General features: G+C 72.5%; 2 protein-coding genes. Both read left to right on the top strand.

The window, feature by feature from the left end; genetic code table 11:
* On the top strand, window positions 1-175 hold a 175-nt coding region (locus tag CCN39_RS51655), incomplete at its 5' end, for a carbohydrate-binding protein (protein WP_341867705.1).
* On the top strand, window positions 172-473 hold a 302-nt coding region (locus CCN39_RS11500), incomplete at its 3' end, for a DUF305 domain-containing protein (RefSeq protein WP_244210729.1). The genes CCN39_RS51655 and CCN39_RS11500, both read left to right, overlap by 4 nt.

The following is a 473-nucleotide window of genomic DNA, read 5'->3' as shown; positions in this document are numbered from 1 at the left end:
GCCCACCACGACGACCACCGCTCCGCCCACGGGTGGCACCTGGGCGGCGGGGACGGCGTACAAGGCGGGCGACGTCGTGACGTACGGCGGCGCGAGCTACCGCTGCATCCAGCCGCACACGGCGATCGCGGGCTGGGAGCCGCCGAACACCCCGGCGCTCTGGCAGCGCCAGTGAGAGTGGTCCTGGCCGTCGTCGCGCTGCTCCTGACCGGTTGCGCGACGACGGCCGCCCCGACCTACAACGCGGCCGACGTGATGTTCCTGCAGATGCTGATTCCCCAGAACCAGCAAGGGATCGAGATCGTCCGGCTGGCTTCGGCCCGCCCGGTCCCGCCCGGTTTGCGGGAGCTGGCGGCGGCGATCGAGGTGACCCAGCGGACCGAGGTCGACGACATGCGGCGCTGGCTCCACGAGTGGAACCAGCCCGAGACGGTGGCCCCGCAGGCCCACGCCGGCCACGGCGGCATGAAGAT

The organism is Amycolatopsis kentuckyensis (assembly GCF_002155975.1).
GTDB lineage: Bacteria > Actinomycetota > Actinomycetes > Mycobacteriales > Pseudonocardiaceae > Amycolatopsis > Amycolatopsis kentuckyensis.
This window is presented reverse-complemented; position numbering and strand designations above follow the sequence as displayed.